The organism is Ruegeria sp. CDSB136, assembly GCF_059610965.1.
The window spans coordinates 169349-191169 of sequence record NZ_JBXWOP010000002.1 but is presented as its reverse complement, the minus strand read 5'-3'; the positions used below and the strand labels follow the sequence as shown (position 1 = coordinate 191169).

At 59.8% G+C, this 21821-nt stretch carries 24 protein-coding genes, 1 other RNA gene and 1 riboswitch; of the genes, 9 read left to right on the top strand and 16 right to left on the bottom strand.

The genetic code is table 11. The features are described from left to right. Window positions 1-2: 2 nt before the first annotated feature. Both moaD and pgsA read right to left on the bottom strand, forming a co-directional pair. Window positions 3-248: a molybdopterin converting factor subunit 1 gene (gene moaD, locus AC2FIR_RS03360; RefSeq protein ID WP_058281820.1), complete on the bottom strand. Its 246-nt coding sequence runs from the start codon at window positions 246-248 to the stop codon at window positions 3-5. Between the two features lie 3 nt (window positions 249-251). Then, a complete protein-coding gene (gene pgsA / locus AC2FIR_RS03355) occupies window positions 252-920 on the bottom strand; it encodes a CDP-diacylglycerol--glycerol-3-phosphate 3-phosphatidyltransferase (protein WP_170614317.1) in 669 nt (222 codons plus the stop codon). Between pgsA and AC2FIR_RS03350 the strand changes: the two genes are divergently transcribed. Both AC2FIR_RS03350 and AC2FIR_RS03345 read left to right on the top strand, forming a co-directional pair. Further along, window positions 919-1110 (top strand): hypothetical protein, encoded by a 192-nt coding sequence (locus tag AC2FIR_RS03350; protein ID WP_170614316.1) that lies wholly within the window; start codon window positions 919-921, stop codon window positions 1108-1110. The two genes, pgsA and AC2FIR_RS03350, sit on opposite strands and share 2 nt — an antisense overlap. Then, window positions 1107-1991 carry a DMT family transporter gene (locus tag AC2FIR_RS03345; protein WP_496745022.1) on the top strand — a complete coding sequence of 295 codons (885 nt, stop codon included), beginning with the start codon at window positions 1107-1109 and terminating at the stop codon, window positions 1989-1991. The genes AC2FIR_RS03350 and AC2FIR_RS03345 overlap by 4 nt, the downstream gene beginning before the upstream one ends. Here AC2FIR_RS03345 and uvrC read toward each other — a convergent pair. The 7 genes from uvrC to AC2FIR_RS03310 form a co-directional block, all read right to left on the bottom strand. Next, window positions 1988-3862 (bottom strand): excinuclease ABC subunit UvrC, encoded by a 1875-nt coding sequence (gene uvrC / locus AC2FIR_RS03340; protein WP_496745214.1) that lies wholly within the window; start codon window positions 3860-3862, stop codon window positions 1988-1990. The two genes, AC2FIR_RS03345 and uvrC, sit on opposite strands and share 4 nt — an antisense overlap. A 290-nt stretch (window positions 3863-4152) precedes the next feature. Further along, a complete protein-coding gene (locus tag AC2FIR_RS03335) occupies window positions 4153-4932 on the bottom strand; it encodes an SDR family oxidoreductase (RefSeq protein ID WP_480912610.1) in 780 nt (259 codons plus the stop codon). Window positions 4933-4953: 21 nt separating this feature from the next. Beyond that, complete coding sequence (locus AC2FIR_RS03330; protein ID WP_496761909.1) at window positions 4954-5916, bottom strand: calcium/sodium antiporter; 963 nt, start codon at window positions 5914-5916, stop codon at window positions 4954-4956. A gap of 168 nt (window positions 5917-6084) precedes the next feature. Further along, window positions 6085-6882 carry a S49 family peptidase gene (locus AC2FIR_RS03325; RefSeq protein WP_496745025.1) on the bottom strand — a complete coding sequence of 266 codons (798 nt, stop codon included), beginning with the start codon at window positions 6880-6882 and terminating at the stop codon, window positions 6085-6087. A gap of 104 nt (window positions 6883-6986) precedes the next feature. Continuing rightward, window positions 6987-7748, bottom strand: a complete 762-nt coding sequence (locus AC2FIR_RS03320; RefSeq protein ID WP_170614311.1) for an ABC transporter permease — start codon at window positions 7746-7748, stop codon at window positions 6987-6989. Next, window positions 7745-8674, bottom strand: a complete 930-nt coding sequence (locus AC2FIR_RS03315; protein WP_170679543.1) for an ABC transporter ATP-binding protein — start codon at window positions 8672-8674, stop codon at window positions 7745-7747. Before AC2FIR_RS03315 ends, AC2FIR_RS03320 begins: the two co-directional genes overlap by 4 nt. Window positions 8675-8743: 69 nt before the next feature. Further along, complete coding sequence (locus tag AC2FIR_RS03310) at window positions 8744-9262, bottom strand: SRPBCC family protein (protein ID WP_496745026.1); 519 nt, start codon at window positions 9260-9262, stop codon at window positions 8744-8746. A 160-nt stretch (window positions 9263-9422) separates the two neighbouring features. Here AC2FIR_RS03310 and AC2FIR_RS03305 point away from each other — a divergent pair, with 160 nt between their 5' ends. After that, entirely contained in the window at window positions 9423-10511 is a 1089-nt protein-coding gene (locus AC2FIR_RS03305) for a CaiB/BaiF CoA transferase family protein (RefSeq protein ID WP_496745028.1), read from the top strand. An 82-nt stretch (window positions 10512-10593) separates the two neighbouring features. On the opposite strand, the gene hemE is transcribed toward AC2FIR_RS03305, so the two are convergent. After that, window positions 10594-11628, bottom strand: coding sequence for a uroporphyrinogen decarboxylase (gene hemE / locus AC2FIR_RS03300; RefSeq protein ID WP_496761907.1), 1035 nt, complete (start codon window positions 11626-11628; stop codon window positions 10594-10596). 107 nt (window positions 11629-11735) lie between these two features. On the opposite strand from hemE, the gene hemC reads away from it, so the two are divergent. Further along, entirely contained in the window at window positions 11736-12695 is a 960-nt protein-coding gene (hemC, locus tag AC2FIR_RS03295) for a hydroxymethylbilane synthase (protein WP_170614306.1), read from the top strand. Between the two features lie 248 nt (window positions 12696-12943). On the opposite strand, the gene AC2FIR_RS03290 is transcribed toward hemC, so the two are convergent. The 4 genes from AC2FIR_RS03290 to nudC are packed head-to-tail and all read right to left on the bottom strand — an operon-like array spanning window position 12944 to window position 14942. Then, window positions 12944-13231 carry a GNAT family N-acetyltransferase gene (locus AC2FIR_RS03290; RefSeq protein ID WP_496745031.1) on the bottom strand — a complete coding sequence of 96 codons (288 nt, stop codon included), beginning with the start codon at window positions 13229-13231 and terminating at the stop codon, window positions 12944-12946. Further along, window positions 13228-13431 (bottom strand): hypothetical protein, encoded by a 204-nt coding sequence (locus AC2FIR_RS03285; protein WP_496745033.1) that lies wholly within the window; start codon window positions 13429-13431, stop codon window positions 13228-13230. Before AC2FIR_RS03285 ends, AC2FIR_RS03290 begins: the two co-directional genes overlap by 4 nt. Before the next feature lie 21 nt (window positions 13432-13452). Next, complete coding sequence (locus tag AC2FIR_RS03280) at window positions 13453-13920, bottom strand: SRPBCC family protein (RefSeq protein WP_170679533.1); 468 nt, start codon at window positions 13918-13920, stop codon at window positions 13453-13455. A gap of 38 nt (window positions 13921-13958) precedes the next feature. Then, on the bottom strand, window positions 13959-14942 hold the full coding sequence (gene nudC / locus AC2FIR_RS03275; protein ID WP_496745035.1) for an NAD(+) diphosphatase: 984 nt from the start codon (window positions 14940-14942) through the stop codon (window positions 13959-13961). A gap of 177 nt (window positions 14943-15119) precedes the next feature. Here nudC and AC2FIR_RS03270 point away from each other — a divergent pair, with 177 nt between their 5' ends. Beyond that, window positions 15120-17000 (top strand): bifunctional 2',3'-cyclic-nucleotide 2'-phosphodiesterase/3'-nucleotidase, encoded by a 1881-nt coding sequence (locus AC2FIR_RS03270; protein ID WP_496745036.1) that lies wholly within the window; start codon window positions 15120-15122, stop codon window positions 16998-17000. Between the two features lie 39 nt (window positions 17001-17039). Continuing rightward, an RNA gene (gene ffs / locus AC2FIR_RS03265) (signal recognition particle sRNA small type) lies at window positions 17040-17138 on the top strand. Here ffs and AC2FIR_RS03260 read toward each other — a convergent pair. Continuing rightward, on the bottom strand, window positions 17138-18046 hold the full coding sequence (locus tag AC2FIR_RS03260) for an alpha/beta hydrolase family protein (RefSeq protein WP_170614302.1): 909 nt from the start codon (window positions 18044-18046) through the stop codon (window positions 17138-17140). The genes ffs and AC2FIR_RS03260 overlap by 1 nt on opposite strands. Before the next feature lie 165 nt (window positions 18047-18211). Continuing rightward, window positions 18212-18432: riboswitch (cobalamin riboswitch) on the top strand. A gap of 87 nt (window positions 18433-18519) precedes the next feature. Between AC2FIR_RS03260 and AC2FIR_RS03255 the strand changes: the two genes are divergently transcribed. Then, on the top strand, window positions 18520-18927 hold the full coding sequence (locus AC2FIR_RS03255) for a hypothetical protein (protein WP_170679526.1): 408 nt from the start codon (window positions 18520-18522) through the stop codon (window positions 18925-18927). Window position 18928: 1 nt separating this feature from the next. On the opposite strand, the gene AC2FIR_RS03250 is transcribed toward AC2FIR_RS03255, so the two are convergent. Further along, window positions 18929-19432, bottom strand: coding sequence for a protein-tyrosine phosphatase family protein (locus AC2FIR_RS03250; RefSeq protein ID WP_480522807.1), 504 nt, complete (start codon window positions 19430-19432; stop codon window positions 18929-18931). A gap of 170 nt (window positions 19433-19602) precedes the next feature. On the opposite strand from AC2FIR_RS03250, the gene AC2FIR_RS03245 reads away from it, so the two are divergent. Together AC2FIR_RS03245 and AC2FIR_RS03240 are read left to right on the top strand one after the other, a co-directional pair. Then, window positions 19603-21363 (top strand): DNA polymerase III subunit gamma/tau, encoded by a 1761-nt coding sequence (locus AC2FIR_RS03245; RefSeq protein WP_496745040.1) that lies wholly within the window; start codon window positions 19603-19605, stop codon window positions 21361-21363. Between the two features lie 95 nt (window positions 21364-21458). After that, window positions 21459-21803 (top strand): YbaB/EbfC family nucleoid-associated protein, encoded by a 345-nt coding sequence (locus AC2FIR_RS03240; RefSeq protein ID WP_496745042.1) that lies wholly within the window; start codon window positions 21459-21461, stop codon window positions 21801-21803. Window positions 21804-21821: the final 18 nt, after the last annotated feature.

Genomic DNA, 21821 nt, shown 5'->3' with positions numbered 1-21821 from the left:
CGTCAGCCGCCGGTCATGGGCGGAAAGAACGCCACTTCACGCACACCGGCCAGCGAGGCGTCAAAGTCCGAAAGTTCCTGATCCAGCGCTACCCGCAATGCGGACAGGTCCGCAAAGGCTGCGGCATAGCGGTCTTCTCGCGCGCTCAGCTCGGCCACAAGATCGGATACCGTTGCGGCCTCGGTCTCGACCCTTTCTTTCGGCAGGCCGATGCGTTCGCGCACCCATGCGAAATACAGCACATCCATCGCTCAGCTCTCCTTCAGATGCGGCATGGCTTTACGTAGGTAGTCGTAGCCCGTGATCAATGTCAGAGTCGCCGCGATCCACAACAGCCAAAGCCCAATCCGCCCGGACCAGAACATCCCCTCAAGATGCCAGCGCAGGCCGTTCAGGTCCTCGATCTCACCCATCAGGACCCGATCGAGTGTTTCGGCATCCATGCCAAAGGACCCCATCACAAAATGGTGCTCGAATATCCCTTGCGAAAACAGGATGGCAATCGCCACCATCTGCGCAGTGGTTTTCCATTTGGCCAGCTTCGTGACTTTCAGCGTCCCGGCCACGTCACCCAGATATTCACGCAAGCCCGAGACGAAAACCTCGCGAAACAGGATAACAGTTGCGGGCAGCACCAGCCAGGGCGTCCAGTGCTCGGCGGAATAGCCGACCAGAATCATCAGGGCGATCACAACCATCGCCTTGTCGGCAATCGGGTCCAGCATGGCCCCGATCTTGGTTTCCTGTTTCCACGCACGCGCCAGATATCCATCGAACCAGTCGGTGATGGCGGCCGTCAGAAACAGGATCAAAGCGAACCAGTCCGCCCAGGGGCGGGTGAAATACAGAAACATCACGGCCAGACCGGGTGCCGCCAACAGGCGCAGGACGGTCAGGATATTGGGCAGGTTCCACTTCATGGATCGACACTACATCGCCACTTCGGGACAGAAAAGACAGCCATGCAAAAAACTGACCCGATCACAGGCGGTTGCGGCACTGGTGGTCAAAGGGTCGCAAGCCGGACATCTCAACCAGATACAGCTTGGCGCGCGCGCGCTTTGCCGTCAGATTGGCGTGCGGACCGGTTGGGGAACGACAGCAGCATGACACCGCATATTCAAACGGACCCCCGGTCAAACCTGATCGGCAGTTTATGGATGATCTCGGCAATGGCGCTGTTTGCGCTCGAGGATGCGCTGCTGAAAAGCGCCTCGGCCGCGTTGCCGATCTGGCAGGTCCTGATTCTGTTCGGCGCGGGCGGTGCGCTTGTGTTTGGAATTGCCGCCTTGCTGCGTGGCACGCGGCTGTTTCAGCCTGACGTGCTATCGCGCCCGATGAAAGTGCGCGTGGTCTTCGAAATCCTTGGGCGTTTGTTCTACGTGCTGGCCATTGCGCTGACACCCCTGTCTTCGGCCACGGTAATTCTGCAGGCCACGCCCCTTGTCGTGGTCGCCGGAGCGGCCCTGTTCTTTGGTGAAACCGTCGGCTGGCGGCGGTGGAGCGCAATCCTGATCGGGCTGATCGGCGTCGTGATCATCATCCAGCCGACCGGGGACAGTTTCTCGGCCCTCTCCATCCTCGCCGTGTTGGGAATGCTGGGCTTTGCCGGACGCGATCTGGCCAGCCGTGCCGCACCCGCGTCGCTGGGAACCGAAGTGCTGGGGTTCTATGGCTTTCTTTGCATCGTCGTGGCCGGTTTGGCCTATCGGTTCTGGGAAAATGTGCCGATGGCCGCTGTGACCCTGCACACGAGCCTGCACCTGGTTGGTGCCACACTGATGGGCACAATCGCCTATGCGTCGCTGATGAAGGCGATGCGCACGGGCGAGGTCTCGGCGGTCACGCCCTTCCGCTATTCCCGGTTGTTGTTCGGTATCGGACTGGGGGTCGTCATATTTGGCGAGCAATTGGACCGGACCATGTGGACCGGCAGCGCGCTGATCGTTGCCTCGGGGCTGTACATCCTGTGGCGTGGGCGGAAGGTCTAGCCCTTGTCGTGGAAGTAATCGTAAACTTTCTGGGCCAGCCCGGCTGAGATCCCCTCGACCGCCTTCAAGTCTGCCAGATTGGCTCGGCTGACGGCCTTGGCACTGCCGAAATGCGCCAGCAACGCCCTTTTGCGCGCGGCACCCACCCCCGGGATTTCGTCCAGAGGTGTCGCGCCCACCGCTTTGGCCCGTTTCGCGCGATGTGTTCCGATGGCAAACCGATGCGCCTCGTCCCTTAGGCGCTGAATGAAATACAGCACCGGGTCGTTGCGTTTCAGCGCAAAGGGGCGCTGACCGATCCGGTGAAATTCTTCTTTGCCGTGATCGCGATCAACGCCTTTGGCGACACCGACCATCGGGATGTCTTCGACACCATGTTCGACCATAATTTCATGCACGGCACTCACCTGACCGGCACCGCCATCAATCAACAGCAAATCGGGCCAAAGCCCCTTGTCCCGGTCTGGGTCCTCCTTTTGCAGACGGGTGAACCGACGGGTCAGAACCTCTTTCATCATGCCGAAATCGTCACCCGGTGTCAGATCGTCGCCCCGGATGTTGAACTTACGATAGGCGTTTTTCATGAACCCTTCCGGGCCCGCAACAATCATGCCGCCCACAGCGTTGGTGCCCTGAATGTGGCTGTTGTCGTAAACCTCGATCCGGTTCGGCTGACTGTCCAGATCAAACGCCTCGGCCACGCCGCGCAACAGCTTGGCCTGCGTTGCGCTTTCCGACATGCGCCGGGCCAGAGATTCACGTGCATTGCGCAAGGCCCCAGCCACCAGTTCCTGCTTTTCACCGCGCTGGGGCACAAGGATTTCGACCCTTCGGCCAGCCTTCTCAGACAGTGCCTCCTGCATCAGATCGGCGTTTTCGATCCCGTCTGACAGGATCAATTGCCGGGGCGGTTCCTTGTTGTCGTAAAACTGACCCAGAAAAGCTTCCATGACCTCGGCCGCCAAGACGTCTGGCCCCACGCGCGGATAAAAATCCTTGTTGCCCCAATTCTGGTTGGCGCGGATGAAAAACACCTGAACGCAGGCCTGCCCGCTGTCCATGTAAAGACCGATGATATCTGCCTCGGCCACCCCGCGCGGATTGATGCCCTGCGAGGTCTGCACCTGCGTCAGCGCCCGGATGCGATCACGCAGACCGGCGGCGCGTTCGAACTCCATCGCCTCGGAGGCGACCATCATCTGTTCGGCCAATTCTTCCTGCACCCGAGTGGACCGCCCGGACAGGAACCGTTCCGCATCCTTGACGCTTGCGCCATAGTCAGCCTCGGAGATCAGGCCGACGCACGGTCCGGAACAGCGCTTGATCTGATAAAGCAGACAAGGTCGTGTGCGGCTGTCGAACATGGAATCCGAGCAGTTGCGCAGCAGGAACGCCTTTTGCAGCTGGTTCAGGGTCCGGTTTACCGCACCCGCACTGGCAAATGGGCCGAAATAGGCCCCCTTTTCCTTTTTCGCCCCGCGATGTTTCTTGATCTGCGGAAAAGAATGATCCTTTGCGACAAGAATATTCGGAAAGCTTTTGTCATCGCGCAGCAGCACGTTGTATTTCGGCTTGAGCTGCTTGATCAGGTTCTGTTCCAGCAGCAGCGCTTCGGTCTCGGTCCGGGTGGTCAGGAACATCATCGACGACGTCGCAGCAATCATCCGCTCGATCCGCCCCGAATGCCCCGGACGCGCATAGTTCGACACTCGCGCCCTGAGGTTCCGCGCCTTTCCCACATAAAGAACGCGGCTGTCGCTATCCAGCATGCGATAAACACCGGGTGAGCTGTCCAACGTTTTCACGTAACGCTGAATGCAGGCATAGCCGGTGGGCTGCGTGTCTGATGAAGGGTCGTCCTGGGTGGTCATTGGCCTGAGATATGATTCTCTGACCATGGCTGCAATCTTGTCGACCTCAGATCAAGAGTAAACAAGTCCACGGTTTCTGTGGATAACTGTGCAGATAACTTTTGTATCGCCTCGTTTTTCCCTTGTTTCATTGCCTATTTCCCTGTTTGCCTAATAATTAGGCGATCATATAACCACCTGTTATTTATAGAGATTTTTTCTCACACGTGACAAGTGTATGAAAAAAAAGACATTTTTGTAACGTGCCGGTAACACAAATGAGAGCGGTGCAAAACTTACAGCAAAATTGCCTATTCCAGTCCCAGCACGTCAGGCGTCCGCCAGCCAAGGTGCTGGCCGCCGTCGACGCAAAGCAACTGCCCGGTTACGGCATGGGCATCCAGAAAATACCCCAGCGCCGCGGTGATATCGGAGGGGTTCGCGCCGCGTTCCAGAACAGTATTGGCGCGTTGCGCTTTGAAGTGCCCTTCGCTTTGCCGGTGGCCCTGCATGGTCGGACCCGGCCCGATCGCATTGACGCGGATCGCGGGCGTCAGCGCCTGCGCCGCGGTGCGTGTCAGCGCCCAAAGACCCATCTTGGCAATGGTGTAGGACATGAATTCCGGCGTCAGCTTGCGCACCCGCATGTCGACCATGTTGACGATCAGACCGGTGGCAACGGGCTCGCCCGCGTCGTCCGTTTCAGGCTCCAGGCCCTGCGCAGCCATTGCCTGCGTCAGCACAAACGGCGCGCGCAGATTGCTGTCGAGATGGCGGTCCCAGCTTTGCCGAGTGGCCGTCCGGATATTGTCGTACTCGAAGACCGAAGCATTGTTGACCAGACAGGTGATCGGCCCGCCCAGCGCCTCGACCGCGCGAGGCAGCAGCGCCTGAACCTGGGCTTCGTCCAGCAGGTCGGCCTGTAGTGCAACGGATTTGCGCCCCTTCGCCTGAACCTCGGCCACGGTCTCCTCTGCCGGGGCCCGCGAACTGGCGTAGTGAACCGCGACGTCATATCCCCGCCGCGCAAGAAAAAGCGCCATGGCCCGGCCAAGACGAATGCCTGAACCGGTAACTAGAGCTCGGGTCATGGATCACCTTTCTTCGTCAGATCACGCCAGCAGGATGATGACATAAATCACGTAAAGGATGGACAGGACAAAACCCCAGGTCCGTGTGATGTCTTGCTTGAGGAAAACAAAAGGGATCAGCAGAAGCGATGCGCCCAGCATGACCCACAGATCAAAATGCAGGAATTCGGGATCAACCGGAATCGGTCCGACCAGCGTCGCAATCCCCACAATCGCCAGCAGATTGAACATGTTCGAACCGATGACGTTCCCCAGCGCCACATCCGCCTGCCGGCGCAGTGCCGCCATGACCGTTGTCGCCAACTCGGGCAAAGATGTTCCGACGGCCACCAGCGTCAGTCCGATCACGGTTTCACTGACACCGTAATGCCGCGCAATTACTGTTGCGTTCTCGACCAGCAAATGCGCGCCCATCGGCAGGCCGACCAGACCCAGAACCAAAAAGATCGACACTTTCCAATAGGGCATTTCGGGATCGGCTTCTTCCAATCCTTCCAGCTCCTCATCGTCGGCGCAGGCTTCGCCACAGGCCTTGCGATGGGCACAGGCTTCCCGGAACGCGTGCCACAGCATCAGGGCCAACGCAGCCAGCAATATGAGGCCACTGATCACGGTGAACGTGCCGCAGAAGGCCAGCCCAATGAACAGAACCGAGGCCAGCAACATGAAAACATAGTTCTTGCGGCTGTCGCATTCACTGGTGTGAAGCGTGGCAAGCAGCGCGGGAAGGCCCAGCACCAACAGGATATTCGCCGTGTTCGACCCAACCACGTTCCCCAGTGCGATACCAGGCGCGTTTTCCAATATGGCGCTGATGGAAATCAGAAGTTCCGGCGCCGATGTGCCAAAGGCAACAATCGTCAGACTGACAATCAAAGCAGGCACGCCCAGACGCAGACTCAGGTTGACCGCCCCCCGAACCAGCGCGTCTCCGGCCAGCAAAAGGATCAGCAATCCAAGGCCGGATAACAGCCATGCCGTCATGTCCGCCCTCCTTTTTCGCAGGCGCAGGGGCCTTTACCGATCCTGAACCGCCCGCAGCGGGGACATCTTGAGGACTGCAACCGCTTCTGCCCCGGAAAGCGCAGTTTTCCGAACATCGCCAATACACCCATGGCGATCAGAAAAAGAGTGACGGCCTTGATGATCACGTTACAAGCCGAAGCGCGCGTAAGCCGCCCGCTCCTCCAGCCCGGCAATGGCATCCTGCGCCACGGCGGCCCCGAAGCGGGACCAGATCGGCTTGCGGACGCCGTAGCGGCGGAATTTCACCTTGTCGCCAAACCGCTCCTGCATCTTAGGTTTGAGATGCGCGATACCATCGATCAGCCCCAGCTCCTGCGCGCGTTTGGCCAGCCAGATTTCGCCACTGAAAAGGTCCGCCGCATCATCCAGCTTGTCACCGCGTCGAGTGACGACATGGGTGATGAAGTTATCGTGGATATCGCCCAGCAAACCCTGCAGTCGTGCCACATCCTCTTTCTTTTCCGGCGCGAAGGGGTCCAGCATGGATTTCGACTGACCCGCTGTGTGTACGCGCCGTTCGAGCCCCTGGCGTTTCAGGAACACATGCGCACCAAAGCCCGAAGAAATCACGCCAATCGAACCCAGTACGGAACTGTCATCGGCAAAGATCTCATCCGCAGACGCCGCCAGCCAGTAGCCGCCCGAGGCCGCGACATCCTCGACAAAGGCGAAAACAGGGACTTTAAGCTCCTCCGCCAGCCGCCGGATACGTGCGCCGATCAAGGAACTTTGCACCGGGGAACCGCCGGGCGAGTTGATCTCAAGCGCGACGGCAGCAGGCTTGCCCTTGCGAAATGCCTTTTCCAGAATCGGGGCCAGCGTGGTGTCGTTCAGCGACCCGCGACCGGCCATCCCGATCGCGCCGGACAAACGCACAACGGCCACAAGCGGCTGCTTTTTGACAAACGGAAGGCTGAGTTTCATGGATGCCGATGTAGAGTGCTGCCTGACGGTAAACAAGAGACGGACGCGGCCATAAACGCGACGTGAACCAAATAAACACATCCGATGGGCAAAAATGCAACGCCCTAGCTGCGAATGCGCCAGCCGGTTTTGAAGATCCAGCCGATGATGCCCAGACAGATCCCGGTAAAGGCCAGAATGGCCAGCAGGCTAAACACGATGGGCACATCCGCAAGCCCGTAGAAGGACCACCGGAACCCCGAAATCAGATAGACGACCGGATTGAACAGGGTGATTGTCTGCCACACCGGCGGCAGCATCGAGATCGAATAGAACGTGCCGCCCAAAAAGATCAATGGCGTGACCACAAGTTGCGGCACCAGCGACATCTGCTCGAAATTGCTGGCCCAGATACCAATGATGAAGCCCAGCAATGAAAAACTGAGGCAAGTCAGCACCAGAAAGGCCATCATCGCCAACGGGTGTTCAATCCTGAGATCCACAAAGAAGGTAGCGGTAATCAAAATCACCACGCCCACAAACAACGCTTTTGTCGCTGCCGCGCCAACGTAACCGATCACGATTTCGATGAAATTGACCGGGGCCGACAGGAGTTCGTAGATCGTGCCCAGGAATTTCGGGAAATAGATGCCGAAAGATGCGTTCGAGATCGAAAGCATCACCACCGACAGCATAATCAGCCCCGGTACGATGAAGGCTCCATACGACACGCCTTCAACCTCCTGAATGCGGCTGCCGATGGCCGTGCCGAAGACCACGAAATACAACGAAGTCGACAACACCGGCGACAGAAAGCTTTGCGCCAGAGTGCGGAAAAAGCGCTGCATCTCGAACCGATAGATGGCGGCGATGGCAGACCAGTTCATGCGGGTTCTCCCGACACCAGATTGACGAAAATTTCCTCAAGGCTCGACTGCCGGGTCTGAACGTCACGCAACACCAGACCGGCCTGTGCCACATCGTTCAGCAACGTGGTGATACCCGTCCTGTCGGCATGCGTGTCGTAGGTGTAGACCAAGGTGTCCCCGCTTCCGTTCAGAACCAGATTGTGCGCGGCCAGACTGTCCGGGATGGTCGGGATCGGCTCGGTCAGCATGACCTCGATCTGCTTTTTCCCCATCTGCGCCATCAGGGTGTCCTTGTCCTGCACCAGCAACAACTCACCCTTGTCGATGACGCCTACACGGTCCGCGATGGCCTCGGCCTCTTCGATGTAGTGGGTGGTCAGGATGATGGTGACACCGGCCCGCTTCAACTCGGCCACGATCTCCCACATGTCCTTGCGCAATTCGACATCAACACCGGCGGTGGGTTCATCCAGAAACAGCACGCGCGGCTCATGAGCCAGCGCCTTGGCAATCAGCACCCGCCGCTTCATGCCGCCCGACAGTTCCCGGATGGCATTTCTGCGCTTTTCCCACAGCGAGAGCTTGCGCAGAATCTCCTCAAGCCGAGCGTTGTCACGGCCCAGCCCGAACAGACCTCGCGAAAACCGCACCGTGTTCCAGACCTTCTCAAACGGTTCCAGCGCAATCTCCTGCGGCACCAGACCGATCATCCGGCGGGCGGCGCGAAACTCTGTCTGAATATCGTGACCACCCACCGTGACGGACCCGGAACTGGGCGTGGTGATCCCGCAAATCGTTGAAATCAGGGTCGTCTTTCCGGCGCCGTTCGGCCCCAGCAGCGCCAGTATTTCGCCCTGCTCGATATCCAGAGACACGCCTTTCAGCGCCTCAAAGCCATCCGCATACGATTTTCGCAGATCCCTGATGGACAGAATGGTGGTCATGCATATTCCCTGTGGTGGCAACGACCCATCCGCGCCGCGCCGTTACCGAACAGACCATTTACAAACGGATCAGTCCCGGCCCGTCAAGCGCCCCAGCCATCCTTTGCCGCTTTCTCCATCCCCGTCTTTCGCTGTTTCTTCTGCCGGGCCTTCGAAATGCGCTTGCAGGTTTACGAAGAATTGATCTGCCATTTTCTTGGCAAACCCGTCGATCAGACGGCTGCCCAGTTGCGCAAGTTTGCCACCGACACTGGCATCAACGTCATAGCTCAGAACTGTGCCGCCCTCGGCGTTTGGCTGAAATGTCACCGTGGCGCGGCCCTTGGCGAAACCCGCCGCGCCGCCCTTTCCGTCACCGGCAATGGTCAGTCGCTCGGCCTCGACCATGTCCGACATTGTGACGACGCCTTTGAACGTCGCCTTCACCGGGCCAACCTTCTGCACAACCGTGGCCTCGTAACCGTCCTGCGGATTGCCCGAAACCTCTTGCGCGCCACTGACACAGGCTTTCAGAACCTCCGGGTCAAGCAACGCGGCGTACAACTCTGCCGGCGATGCCTTGATTTCACGGGTATCACTCATCTGCATGGTCGCGGACCCTTTGTCGTTTCTCTGACGGTTCTCACAGACCTAGCGCTGAATAGTGGTGGCAGGCAAGCACGCCGGATTCGAAACGCGCCGGCGCGGCAACTCCGACCTTGCATTTTTTCGGCCTTCCCGGAATTTTGCGCGACAACGGAGGACAGTCATGCTGCACGGAATACGCGTCATCGAAATCGAAGCGCTTGGCCCTGGCCCTTTCGCGGCCATGCTGCTGGCGGACCTTGGGGCGGACGTCATTACCATTCACCGCAAGGGTGGGGCTGTGACACCCGGAATGCCGGAACGTTCGCTGCTAGATCGTGGAAAGCGCTCTATCGATCTGGACCTCAAAAATCCCGATGACCTTGAAACGGCCAAACGCCTGATCGCCTCGGCCGATGCGCTGATCGAAGGATTTCGCCCAGGTGTCATGGAAAAACTGGGCCTCAGCCCGCAGATCTGCCAGGCCCGGAACCCCAGGCTGGTTTACGGCCGCATGACCGGATGGGGACAGGACAGCCCGCTGTCGGGCGACGCTGGCCACGATCTGAACTATATCGCCCTGTCGGGCGCACTCTGGTACGCCTCTGCTCCGGATCACCCGCCGCAAACACCGGCAACGCTGGTCGGCGATATTGGCGGAGGGGCGATGTATCTGGTCGCCGGCGTTCTGGCCGGACTGATCAATGCGCAACGAACCGGACAAGGCACCGTTGTCGATGCGGCGATCTACGACGGATCCGCCCATATGATGAACCTGCTGATGAGTCTGCGCCAGACCGGCAACCTGTCAGACACCCGCGGTCAAAGCCTGCTGGACGGTCCGCACTGGAGCCGCACTTATCGCTGCGCCGATGGTGGCTTTGTCTCGGTTCAATGCCTCGAACCGAAATTCTACGCTATTTTCCTGAGCGTTCTCAATCTGTCCGGGGATCCGGCTTTCAAGGAACAATTCAAACCGCAGCTCTGGCCCGACCAGACGCGGCGGCTGAGCGCCATATTTGCCGACAAGCCCCGCGATCAATGGGCAGACCTGTTCAATGGCACCGACGCCTGCGTCGCCCCGGTCCTCAGCCCGCAAGAGGCGCAGAACCACGAGATGAACCTCGCCCGCCAAACCTGGCGGGAGGTTGACGGAACCTTGCAGGCTGCCGGCGCGCCGCGGTTTTCAGACGTCAATTGGCAACCCGGCGTCAGCCCTGCTCGCGGTGAGCACACTGGGGAAATCCTGGCCGAACTCGACAACCTGCGCTGATCCGCCCCTTCATCTGGCCGGAAATATCCCGGGGGATGAATTGGCCAACGGCCAAGAAGGGGGCTGGCCCCCTTGCCCGTCGTTACCGACCGCGCACTGTATCGATCATCAGTTGCACGTTGTCCGGGTTTGCGTCCGGCGTGATCCCATGCCCAAGATTGAAAATGTGCGGCCCATTCGAGAAGGCCTCGACAATCCGCCGCGTCTCATCGACCAGCGCCTGCCCACCTGTCACCATATGCGACGACGCCAGATTTCCCTGAACGCATCCATCGGCCTGCACATTTTCTGCAGCCCACTCGGGCGACACGGAATTATCCAACGCGACACAATCCACACCGGTGGCCTTGGCGAATCCGACATAGCCGTCCCCTGCCTCACGCGGAAAACCAATGATAGGGATGCCCGGGTGACGTTCCTTGATGGCCTTCGTGATAACCCGACAGGGCTCAAGGGCGTATTTGCGGAACGCTTCACCCTTCAGCGACCCAGCCCAGCTATCGAAAATCTTGACCACCTCGGCCCCGGCGTCGATCTGGGCGGAGAGGTATTCGATCGTGGCCAGAGTGATCCGGTCCATCAATGCTTCGAACAAGGCCGTGTCACCTTCACGCAGCGCATGGGCTGGGCCCTGATCCGGCGTGCCGCGCCCGGCAATCATGTACGTTGCCACGGTCCAGGGCGCGCCAGCAAATGCGATCAGCGTCGTCTCGGAGGGCAGTTCCCGCGCCAGGATCCGCACCGTTTCGTAGACCGGAGACAGGGTTTCGTGGATATCCTCAACCGGCTTCAGATCGTCAAAGTCGGACTGCCTAGTGATGGTCGACAGGCGCGGCCCTTCACCCGTGACGAACCACAGGTCGGCACCCAGCGCCTGTGGCACCAGCAGGATATCGGCAAACAGAATGGCTGCGTCGAACCCGTAGCGGCGGATCGGCTGCAAAGTGACCTCGGCGGCCAGTTCGGGGTTGTAGCACAAGGACAGGAAATCCCCTGCCTGCGCCCGTGTCGCGCGATACTCCGGCAGATACCGCCCCGCCTGCCGCATCATCCAGATCGGCGGCACGTCCTGCACCTCGCCCGCCAGCGCCTGCAGCAGTTTCTTTGTCTCGGCCATATTTGTCCCCAATCGTCCGGTTTGCCGCAACGGGTCTGCCTTCGGCGGCAATTTGTCAAGCTCTGCCCCCATTGTCAGGGCAATGTGACGCGACTAAAGCTGTGCGCATGACATTGACTCTGCCGACCCCCGCATCGCCGCTGAAGATTGGAACCCGTGGCTCGCCACTGGCGCTGGCGCAGGCCTACGAAACCCGTCAAAGACTGCGCGATGCGTTTGATCTGCCCGAAGAGGCGTTCGAGATCGTGGTCATCAAGACCACCGGCGACAATCGCGCCATGATCGACGCGGACCGCCCGCTGAAGGAGATCGGCAACAAGGGCCTGTTCACCAAGGAAATCGAAGAGGCGATGCTGCGCAGCGATATCGACATCGCCGTGCATTCGACCAAGGATATGCCGGTCGAACAGCCCGCGGGACTGGTACTGGACACGTTCCTGCCGCGCGAGGATGTTCGCGACGCTTTCATCTCGCCGGACCTAAGTTCCATCCATGACCTGCCCGATGGCGCAGTGGTCGGCACGTCGTCGCTGCGCCGCAAGGCGCAATTGCTGAACCGGCGGCCTGACCTGAAGGTTGTCGAGTTCCGGGGCAACGTTCAGACCCGGCTGAAAAAGCTGGGCGACGGGGTGGCGGACTGCACCTTTCTGGCCATGGCCGGACTGCGCCGACTGCAGATGGACGACGTCCCCGCCACGGCCATTGCGCCCGAGGACATGCTGCCCGCCATCGCGCAGGGCACCATCAGCATCGAACGCCGGGCGTCCGACACCCGTTCGGCTGAAATGCTCGAAGCCATCCACCATGCCGAGACCGGACAGCGCATGTCGGCGGAACGCACGCTGCTGGCGGCGCTTGACGGTTCCTGCGAGACACCGATCGCCGGCCTAGCCGAAATTCTGAATGGGCAACTTCGGCTGCGCGGAGAAGTCCTGCGCCCAGACGGGTCAGAATCAATCGCCGAGGATGTGACCGGAGATGTTGCAGACGGCGCGGAAATGGGTCGCCAGATGGCAGCGAGACTGCTGCAACAGGCCGGACCGGGCTTCTTCGACTGGAAAAAATGAAAAAAGTTTTAACAATGTGAACTGCTTCACTGTGAGCCTCGAAGTTTATCGGCATTACAGTGACATACCGATCAGCAAGGCGGGTCAGTTTCGAAAGTATCGAAAGATTTTCTGGTTGCTGGTGTTTTAAGTGGTTTTCGAGGGGGCGAAACCGATCCCCGAACTCTGATCGGTAAGGGCCGCTGTCATAGCCTGACAGCGGCCCTTTTTGTTTTGCGATCCTCACCAGCTAATACGATCAGAAAAAGTCAGCTCAATGACTGGCAGTCTGACAGAGTGAACGACTTCGAAATCGCGCCGGGCAACCTGCGGTATTCGGTGAAGCCCATTTCACCATAGTAGGACAACCCCCCAACATTGGTTTCCCCAATGGTGGCATCTATCGCAGGCAAGCCGACTTCCTGCGCAGCCCGCAAAGTGGATCTGAACAAGGCCCGTCCGATTCCCTGCCGGGCCGATGACGGGTTGATATGCGTGCCAATAATGCCCCACCCCTCAGCGACCTTGTACGGATTGCCTGCAGTTGCAAGCTTCAAAGACTGGAACCCCAATACTGTTCCCCGGGGGTCGATGGCGACCGAACACCGGATCTGCTGAGGGTGGCAAAGATAATGCGACAGGCAAAGGCCGCATCCGATGGTTTGCTGCGTTGTCCGGCAAGAACAAGGGCCTTCAGAACGACGGCCAACCCCTCGGCATTGTCCGCAACGGCGGGGCGAATGGAATAGCTGCTCAATCTATGCCTGCAAGTTTTCCGTCATACACCGTGTGCATGCCGCTCTTCCAATTCACGGGCAAATTCGCTCAGGCGAATCTGAAACTGCCGGCGGAACCGCGATTGTCCCAGCTTCAGGGACTGAAGCAACAGGCGGGCCGGTAGTGACTTCGCAGCAAGCGACATTTCGACACTCAGCCGGGTTTTGCGTTGGGACAGGGCAAGAAAGTCAACCGATGTCACCCCTTTCATACCTTTGCTGGACATCTCAAAGCACATGCGGGACGGGGTATCGCAATCGGTCATCTGTATTTCGACCCGACGCGGTTTTCCCCGCAAATTGAAATCCGTCAGCCAAGTGGCACCAGTGGTTATCGGGGCCTGTTCGTTCAGTCGCCGTACTTCGACACCCCGGCGCATGGCCATCCGCTCGAACCGCTCAAAATCCGCGACCATGTCGAAAACCGCATCAATCGGGGCCTCGATATCTTCGCGCGCTGAAAACTGCATGTCCGCCCTCGGTGCCTTTGCCTTCGTTCAGTGTCTCGTCAGTCCAGAGTGTCTGCAAGCCAGTTTTGCAACAAGAAATGCGCAATGGCGCCTTTTCGGGCCGGCAACAAGACCGGATGCTCTCCGGAAAAAGCGCGCATCATTTCCGATTTGCTGACCCACATCGCGTCTTCGATCTCGACCGGATCAATTCTGAGTTCACGGGACAGGGCCTCACCCGCACAGCCGAACATCAACGAGGCCGGAAACGGCCACGGCTGGCTGGCCAGATAGTGAACGGCACCAACCGGCACGCCTGCCTCTTCCATTACTTCGCGCCGCACGGCGGCTTCCAGCGTTTCACCCGGTTCGACAAATCCCGCAAGCAGCGAGTACATGCCTTCGGGCCAACCCGGAGACCGGCCCATCAGGACCGAGTTTCCATGGGTAATCAGCATGATCACCACAGGGTCGGTGCGCGGAAAATGCTGCCCGCCACAAGTGGGGCAGCTGCGCTGCCACCCCGCCTGTGCAATTTCACTGGCAGCCCCGCAACGCGCACAGAACCGGTGCGTTTCATGCCAGCCAATAACGGCCTTGGCCGCTGCCGCAAGCTCGGCATCGCGGGCGCTCAGCCGCGTCATGATCCGGCGCAATTCGGCAAACACGTACCCGTCCGGCAGGTCCGGATGCTGCTGCTCGGACCGGTCTACAAAAGCACCGATATCCGACAAATCCTGCCCATCCGCCGACCAGTCCGATATATCCGCCGCAAAAATCGGTGCATCGTCTTCACGAAGGCCCAGAAATACCGGGCCTTCCACAACCCCTCCGGGACCTTCGCGCACCAGGCTATGTGCCATCGCAACCAATCCAAGCCGGTCCAGACCTTCGCCCTGCACCAATATCTTGCCACGCCAGACCAGCAGGCATTCGGCGCGTGAATCAGTTTTCATCTGTTCCAGCCTGTCCGAATCTCCCCGGAGATGCGCTGCGCGATCCAGGCCCGAGCCGCCAAATGTCACTGTTTCCGCGTTTTTCATTGAATATCCTCAGGGTGTTGCGCACAGGGCTGCCACGACTGCCGAGTTGTTGCAATGCCAATTCATGAACACCGGGACGTGGCAATGCCGCTGAATGGTCCCACCGGCGCCAAGTTATTTGCACTTACTCATTCTTTTAGTGAACATGGCTTAGATTGAATTGCCCAAAGTAGAAAATTGCACCCGACCACTGTTTCATCTCAGCGCCAACATACTTCAGCCGGTCGCATTCGGATTTTGGCCACGACCGATCTGCACATGAATCTGACAGGGTTCGACTATCACGCGGATGAACCGGATCCGGCGCGGGGCTTCACCCGAACGGCCAGTCTGATCCGCGCCGCCAGAGAAGAAGCGCAGAAAGACGGAGCACTGGTATTCCTGTTCGACAACGGAGATGCCCTTCAGGGAACGCCGTTTGGCGATTGGGCGGCAGAGCAGACTGATGACAACCACGTGTTGATGCAGGCCTTCCGGGAACTTGGCTATGACGCAATCGGACTGGGCAACCATGATTTCGACTTTGGCCTGCAAACGCTGAATCGCGTTCTGGACGGCGCACCGTGCCCGGTGATTTGCAGCAATGCCCGGCAATTGACCACCGGGGCCAAATGGAATGACCGCGCTATACTAAAACGCTCTCTTCTGGTTGACGGCGTCGAAACACCGTTTCGTCTGGGTCTTTTGTCGATCCTGCCGCCGCAAACGGCGCAATGGAATGCGCACCGGGTACAGGATGTGGTCGTGTTCGAAGATATTCTGGAGGCCGCGCAAAAGACGGTCGAGGCCCTGCGCACGGACGGCAGCGATGTGATTGTCGCCCTGGCGCATTCGGGCCTTGGACCTTCGGAACCCGCGCGCGGAATGGAGAACGCCGTCATACCGCTGGCCGCGATCGACGGGATCGACGCCATTGTTGCAGGCCATACGCATCTCACACTTCCCGGCAAGGATCACGAAGGGCTGGATCATACGGACGCAACCCGGGGGCATGTACATGGCAAACCGGTTGTCATGCCTGGCGTCGCCGGGACGCATCTTGGCATCATTGACCTGCATGTGCAGAAAACCTCTGCCGGGCGATGGAAGGTTGTCGGGCAGCAGGTTAAGCTGCCGCCTGTTCTCTCCCGGCACGGGAACGGAGCGGTATCCGAAGACCCCGGAATGCAGCATCTGTTCAGTTACGGCCACGAAGAAATCCGTGCGCTGGCCTCAAGACCCGTGGGCCACACCGGTCAAAGCCTGCACAGCTATTTCAGCTTTTGCGCACCAGATCGGGGCCTCGCGCTGGTCGCCAGCGCCCAGGCAGCGGCATTGAACCTCCATCTGGACGAAGACCTGCGGGGGCTTCCACTGTTGTCCGCTGTTTCGCCCTGCAAGTTCGGAGGCCGCGCGGGACCGCGCTCCTACACGGAAGTACCGCCCGGAAAGGTTCGGTTGCGCAATGTTTCGGATCTTCATTCTTTCCCGAATGAACTGCGCGCCGCGCTTGTCACCGGCGACATGGTCCGTGACTGGCTTGAAATGTCGGCGGGCATTTTCAATCAGGTGGATGAAGGAGCTGTCCGCACTCTGACCGATGAAACACGGGCCGGGCATAACTTCGATGTGCTGTTCGGCCTGACCTATCGGATCGATCTTTCCCAGCCGGCGCGTTTTGATTCTCACGGAATGCTGGTCGATCCCGCTGCAAACCGTGTCCGCGAGATTTGCTGCGGTGGAATCCCTGTTGAACCCACCCAGAAATTCGTTGTGGCCCTGAACAGTTACCGGGCCAGCGGCGGCGGACACTTCCCTGTTGCGCATCAGGCCCGGCAGATCAATCTGCCGGCCTTACCCATCAGGCACGTCCTGCGCGACTATCTTTCGGGGGGATTACCGGGCGACCCGATGCAATCTGCGCCCTTCCCCTTCAGCCTTGTCCGGCTTCCCGGGCACGCTTCGATTCTGAAAACCGGGCCGGGAGCAAGGGCGCATCTTTCCGAACTGGACGCATACGATCCGCATGTGCTGGGGCATGACCCGGAAGGCTTTCTGCGGATCAGACTGTCACTCTGACGGGTTGTCTTCCTGGCGCAACTTCCCTATATCGACGATTGAGAGGTTGGCGCGGGCGAGCGCCTCGCCAACCTGGTCAGGTCCGGAAGGAAGCAGCCACAACGAGCCCCGCTTGGGTCGATGTCCAACCTCTCACTTCATCCCGCAATCGTCACATCTTTCCGGTCGGAACGGACTTGCTGCTCCGCAGACTCGATCAGCCTCGGCCAGACCGCTTTGTTTTTGCGCGCAAAAACACCAATGTGGCCAATGGATTTCAGCCCGAAATCCTTTGGTTCAAGCACATGACGGTTGGCGTCCGGGCCGTATAGCTCGGCCAGCCTCCAGACCGCATTTTCAGGCACCATCTGGTCGTCCGAAATCGCAAACAGGTCAACCGGACCACCGGCCCGCGGCCAGGTCGCTGCGGGCAGGCTTTGGCCAATTTCAGGCAAATAGCTGTTCGGCGAGGTGCACCATTTTCGCCATTGCCAGTAGACCTTTGACGGCAGGTCCGAGCCAAACCCAATGGCCTTGCCGGGCAGATACCCCAGCATATGAACTGCAAAAGGCGCATGACCGTACCAGAAGATTCCGGCCAGCCCCCTGTAGGGCCACGGATGATCCGACAACGTAACCAGGCCTGAACACACACAAATCATCCGGTCGACCTGATCCACATCCGATTGCAATGGCCCAAGCATACCCCCCAGCGAATGACCAATGGTCCACTGCCGCGCACTTGGGAATCGCCGCCGCATCTCGGCCCGGGCCGCGGGAATATCGACCAGCGCCCAATCGGACATGGTGACACGCGAATCCTTCAGGCGCCCCGATAACGATTTTCCGAAATCGCGGTAATCATAGGTGAGGCAGGCAATGCCCTGCTCTTCCGCCAGCCACCGGGCAAAATGCTGATAATAGTCCTGGGGAACGCCGGTCGCGCTGTTCAGAACAACTACGATATCAGGCGCTGCAACAGGCAGGTACAGGCGACCCGACAGCATCGCCGTCCCGGCGGGAAATCGTATGTCTTCGGTCAAGACCCGTTCCTGTATGTCCAACATCTCATGCTCCGCTCTCAACTGAACAGTTCAGTTCACCTATCTGTCAGGCCAGTCGCCCGCTCAAGTCAACCCGGTGCAAACATGACCAAACGTCCGCTTTCCCGACCACGCATCGGACCAAATGCCTCGGCCCGCGCTATGCGCTTGACTCGGGGACCCGGCAACCGCTAGCGATGAGGCGATGGTTTCCGCGCCCTTTCCGGGGCCGGGATGAAAAGGGAACACGGTGCGGTTCTGTCTGGCATTGCCGGAAGGAACCAAGGCCGAGACTGCCCCCGCAACTGTAAGCGGTGAGCAATGCCGAAACACCACTGGCCGAAGGGCTGGGAAGGTCGGCAAAGCGATGACCCGCAAGTCAGGAGACCTGCCATCGATACTGAAACCGAAACTCGGGCGGGGTGTCCGGGCAGGTCCTGATGGCATAGCCCCGTCACACCTGATCCTTGCCCCGCGCCGCGCGCGGAGGGCGCATTATGATCTGGAAGACAAGGACACACGAATTTTCTGCCACTGTGTGCCAGCGCACCGGCAAACCCTGTCCGGCACTGGCGCAAATGGCGCGGGCTCTGACGCGCGCCGTGGCAAGCGCCGGCCCGGCCGCAACCCCGCAATTCGCCATTGAAGGCAGCAGCGAGCTTGCCCATTGCCCCGAAGGGTGCATGGCCCGGTTCCACGCGCGGCCAGACAAAATCCGGGTGTTTTGCGGAACGAATGAGGAAACTCCGGGCGACAGGTTGGAGGATTATGCAGACATGATGTTCTGCGCAGAGTTCCGTGCGCTGCCGTCCGCAATTCTGTCGGACCCGCCCTGCGCCATGCTTGAAGCTTCGGCCCTGGCAGGTCGCCAAGTAGCGGCCCAGGCCGGACATTTGTCGGCCTGACCTACGGGTCCGCGCTGGCCGGAATCAATTGCGTGGCCCATGCCAGTTGTGCATCTGTTTCAACCGCACAGGGCCGCACCGCCCTCAACCGTTTCAGGGCTGCACCCGGTTGCTCGCCGCATTCGACCATCAGGCGCAACACCACCATTCCGGACCGGCCACAGCCGCCCCGGCAATGCACCAGAATGCGCCCGCCCCCTGACAGAGCATGGCGGACGGCCGCGCTTACATCGGGCCAGCGCGCAGTCACGGCGTCGGGGGGCGCACCGAAATCTTCGACCGGCAGATGGACCCAGCGGCAGGCGCGCGCCTGAATGTCGGTTCCGAAGTCACGCGCGCCGTCCTGCAGCATCTCGACTTCGGTCGTCATTGAAATGACAAGACCGGGCTTCCAGTCGGAAATCGCATTCAGGTCCTGGGCATATTTACCCCCACGCCCCGGCATTGATGTCAGGGCCAGAGTACCTCCTCCGACCTGCAGCGCATGAATAATCATCTGAGACATGCAACGCGCCCTCCTTAATCGTTACGCACAAGAATCCGGTCAAAAATGCTTTCGCCTTCATTTTTACGCGCATCCCGAAGCATTCCCAAATGAATTTCGCGAACCGGCTGTGGACGCAGGCGGCGGCGCACTCTACGCTGCACTTCTGATACGAATCCGACAGAGCAGAAATGACCGACACGCCCAGCCCCGCTTATCAGGTTCTTGCCCGCAAATACCGCCCGGAAACCTTTGCCGACCTGGTTGGTCAGGATGCCATGGTGCGCACCCTAAAAAACGCGTTCGAGGCAGACCGGATCGCGCAGGCCTTCATCATGACCGGCATCCGCGGCACCGGCAAAACGACAACGGCGCGGATCATCGCCAAGGGCATGAACTGCATCGGCCCCGATGGCGACGGCAAACCGACGACCGAACCCTGCGGCCAATGCGAACATTGCGTGGCGATCATGGAAGGCCGCCATGTCGACGTGATGGAGATGGACGCCGCCAGCCGCACCGGCGTGAACGATATTCGCGAAATCATAGACAGCGTCCGCTATCGTGCTGCCAGCGCGCGCTACAAGATCTATATCATCGACGAGGTTCACATGCTCTCGACCAGCGCGTTCAACGCGCTGCTCAAGACACTTGAGGAACCGCCCGAGCATGTGAAGTTCATCTTCGCGACTACCGAAATCCGCAAGGTTCCGGTTACGGTCCTGTCGCGCTGCCAACGCTTCGACCTGCGCAGAATCGAACCCGAGGACATGATCGGTCTTCTGAACAAGATCGCCGCCGCCGAGGGCGCCCAGATCGCAGAAGACGCGCTGGCGCTGATCACCCGAGCGGCCGAAGGTTCGGCGCGTGATGCAACTTCGCTGCTGGATCAGGCGATCTCGCACGGGGCCGGTGAAACCAGTGCCGATCAGGTCCGGGCGATGTTGGGTCTGGCGGACCGGGGCCGCGTCCTGGACCTGATGGACATGATCCTGCGGGGCGACGCGGCGGGGGCGCTGACAGAGCTAAGCGCTCAGTACGCCGAGGGCGCCGACCCGCTTGCCGTGCTGCGCGATCTGGCCGAAATCACCCATTGGGTGTCCGTGGTCAAAATCACGCCAGACGCCGCCGAGGACCCGACCGTTTCGCCCGACGAACGCGCACGCGGACAGCAAATGGCCGAAGCCCTGCCGATGCGTGTCCTGACCCGCATGTGGCAAATGCTGCTGAAAGCGCTCGAAGAGGTCTCAGCTGCGCCAAACGCCATGATGGCAGCGGAAATGGCCGTCATTCGGTTGACCCATGTGGCCGACCTGCCAAGCCCGGAAGAACTGATCAAACGTTTGCAGGACGCACCTCCACCCACGCCGAACGGAGGCCCCGGTGGCGGCATGGCCGTACCCTCGCACGCCCCGGTACAACCTCAGGCATCGGCAAGGTCTTCCTACGTTTCCGCTCCGAATGGCCCTGCCGGCGCGCCGACTGCGGCCCTGGCACAGGACGTCCAAACCGCTCTGGCGCGCTATCCGACCTTCGAACATGTGGTCGAACTGATCCGGACAAATCGGGACGTAAAGCTGCTGGTCGAGGTCGAAAACGGTGTGCGGCTGATGTCCTACTCACCGGGCCGGATCGAATTTACGCCGACCGATCATGCCCCGACAGACCTTGCCCAACGGCTGGGTTCGGCGCTGCAGCGATGGACAGGCAATCGGTGGGCGGTATCCATTGTGGCAGACGGCGAAGCCGCCACGATCGCCGAGGTCCGCGACGCGGCCGATCTCGCGCTAAGGGCCCAGGCCGAGCAACACCCGCTGGTTCAGGCGGTACTCATGCAGTTTCCCAAGGCGCGCATCAAACGGATCGAAACCCCGGAACAGCGCGCCGCCAAGGTCGAAACCGAGGCTCTGCCCGAGGTCGAAGACGAATGGGACCCGTTCGAAGAGGACTGAACATCTGCCTGGAATACAGGAGGATGCCCATGCCCCTTGTGTCACGCAGTCACCCTTCGTATTTAGGCGTCAAATCGATTTACAGGAGAAACCCGATGCTCAAAGGTTTAGGCGGTCTGGGCGATATGGCCAAGATGATGAAATCCGCGCAGGACCTGCAGACCAAAATGGCCGAAATGCAGGAAGAACTGAACAACCTCATGGTTGTCGGCGAATCCGGCGCCGGTCTGGTCAAGGCCACCGCCACCGCCAAGGGCGAACTCAAAGGTCTGGACATCGACCCGTCGATCTTCAACGGAGACGACAAGGAAGTGGTCGAGGACCTGATCCTGGCTGCCATCAAGGACGCGCAGACCAAGGCCGCCGAGCGCTCTCAGGCGGAAATGGCCAAGCTGACTGAAAGCATGGGGCTGCCGGCAGACATCAAGCTGCCGTTCTGATCTTCATCTTTTCCAAAA

Bases quoted from the DNA above. Each gene is read 5' to 3' on its own strand.
- moaD (WP_058281820.1), bottom strand. From the start codon at position 248: ATGGATGTGCTGTATTTCGCATGGGTGCGCGAACGCATCGGCCTGCCG.
- AC2FIR_RS03350 (WP_170614316.1), top strand. From the start codon at position 919: ATGGATCGACACTACATCGCCACTTCGGGACAGAAAAGACAGCCATGC.
- pgsA (WP_170614317.1), bottom strand. From the start codon at position 920: ATGAAGTGGAACCTGCCCAATATCCTGACCGTCCTGCGCCTGTTGGCG.
- AC2FIR_RS03345 (WP_496745022.1), top strand. From the start codon at position 1,107: ATGACACCGCATATTCAAACGGACCCCCGGTCAAACCTGATCGGCAGT.
- uvrC (WP_496745214.1), bottom strand. From the start codon at position 3,862: ATGACCACCCAGGACGACCCTTCATCAGACACGCAGCCCACCGGCTAT.
- AC2FIR_RS03335 (WP_480912610.1), bottom strand. From the start codon at position 4,932: ATGACCCGAGCTCTAGTTACCGGTTCAGGCATTCGTCTTGGCCGGGCC.
- AC2FIR_RS03330 (WP_496761909.1), bottom strand. From the start codon at position 5,916: ATGACGGCATGGCTGTTATCCGGCCTTGGATTGCTGATCCTTTTGCTG.
- AC2FIR_RS03325 (WP_496745025.1), bottom strand. From the start codon at position 6,882: ATGAAACTCAGCCTTCCGTTTGTCAAAAAGCAGCCGCTTGTGGCCGTT.
- AC2FIR_RS03320 (WP_170614311.1), bottom strand. From the start codon at position 7,748: ATGAACTGGTCTGCCATCGCCGCCATCTATCGGTTCGAGATGCAGCGC.
- AC2FIR_RS03315 (WP_170679543.1), bottom strand. From the start codon at position 8,674: ATGACCACCATTCTGTCCATCAGGGATCTGCGAAAATCGTATGCGGAT.
- AC2FIR_RS03310 (WP_496745026.1), bottom strand. From the start codon at position 9,262: ATGCAGATGAGTGATACCCGTGAAATCAAGGCATCGCCGGCAGAGTTG.
- AC2FIR_RS03305 (WP_496745028.1), top strand. From the start codon at position 9,423: ATGCTGCACGGAATACGCGTCATCGAAATCGAAGCGCTTGGCCCTGGC.
- hemE (WP_496761907.1), bottom strand. From the start codon at position 11,628: ATGGCCGAGACAAAGAAACTGCTGCAGGCGCTGGCGGGCGAGGTGCAG.
- hemC (WP_170614306.1), top strand. From the start codon at position 11,736: ATGACATTGACTCTGCCGACCCCCGCATCGCCGCTGAAGATTGGAACC.
- AC2FIR_RS03280 (WP_170679533.1), bottom strand. From the start codon at position 13,920: ATGCAGTTTTCAGCGCGCGAAGATATCGAGGCCCCGATTGATGCGGTT.
- nudC (WP_496745035.1), bottom strand. From the start codon at position 14,942: ATGAAAAACGCGGAAACAGTGACATTTGGCGGCTCGGGCCTGGATCGC.
- AC2FIR_RS03260 (WP_170614302.1), bottom strand. From the start codon at position 18,046: ATGTTGGACATACAGGAACGGGTCTTGACCGAAGACATACGATTTCCC.
- AC2FIR_RS03255 (WP_170679526.1), top strand. From the start codon at position 18,520: ATGATCTGGAAGACAAGGACACACGAATTTTCTGCCACTGTGTGCCAG.
- AC2FIR_RS03250 (WP_480522807.1), bottom strand. From the start codon at position 19,432: ATGTCTCAGATGATTATTCATGCGCTGCAGGTCGGAGGAGGTACTCTG.
- AC2FIR_RS03245 (WP_496745040.1), top strand. From the start codon at position 19,603: ATGACCGACACGCCCAGCCCCGCTTATCAGGTTCTTGCCCGCAAATAC.
- AC2FIR_RS03240 (WP_496745042.1), top strand. From the start codon at position 21,459: ATGCTCAAAGGTTTAGGCGGTCTGGGCGATATGGCCAAGATGATGAAA.